General features: G+C 66.9%; 1 protein-coding gene. It reads right to left on the bottom strand.

The window, feature by feature from the left end:
- The coding region (locus tag A5686_RS17475; protein ID WP_156750123.1) for a condensation domain-containing protein at nt 1-674 on the bottom strand (674 nt) is incomplete at both ends.

Here is a 674-nt window from a genome sequence, read left to right as displayed (position 1 = left end):
ACATCGGTGCGGAATTCCACCGCCCCGCCGATCCCCGCGGGCACGCCGTCCTCGCCGAAGCGCTCGGCCAACGAAAAAGTCAGGTCCATGCGGGCCGCCTGGGTGTCCACCGGCAACGGCGTGACCTGCAGATCACCCAAGACCAGACCGTCGGCTGCAGTCTCGTAACCGGGCAGGTTCTGCCACGCCAACACCACCTGAACCAGCGGATGATGACTCAGGTTTCGGGTCGGGTTGAGGCGCTCGACCAGCGCTTCGAAAGGCACGTGCTGGTTTTCGAACGCCTCCAGACTTCGTGCCCGAACCTGGGCCAGTAAGTCCGCGGCGGTCGGATCCCCGCCGAGCTGCACTCGCAGTACCAAGGTGTTGATGAAGAAGCCAACCAAGTCATCGAGGGCGGGGTCGGTACGGCCGGCGGACGCGAACCCCACTGCCACGTCGGGGCTGCCGCTGAGTTTCGAGAGCAACACCGCAAGCGCGGCCTGCACCACCATGAAGCTGGTGGTGTTGTGCTCGCCGGCCACTTGACGCACCCGTTCCTGCAGCTCGGCTGGCCAGTCCACGAGCACGCTGGCGCCGCGCTGGTCGGCAACCAGGGGATACGGCCGATCGGTGGGCAGCTGCAGGCGCTCGGGCATCCCGGCCAGCGCATCCTCCCAATAGGCCAGCTGCGC

It is taken from the genome of Mycobacterium sp. E2479 (genome assembly GCF_001667925.1).
In the GTDB taxonomy this organism is placed as follows: Bacteria; Actinomycetota; Actinomycetes; order Mycobacteriales; family Mycobacteriaceae; genus Mycobacterium.
Note: the sequence above shows the minus strand (reverse complement) of the source record. Positions and strands in the feature narration are given on the sequence as shown.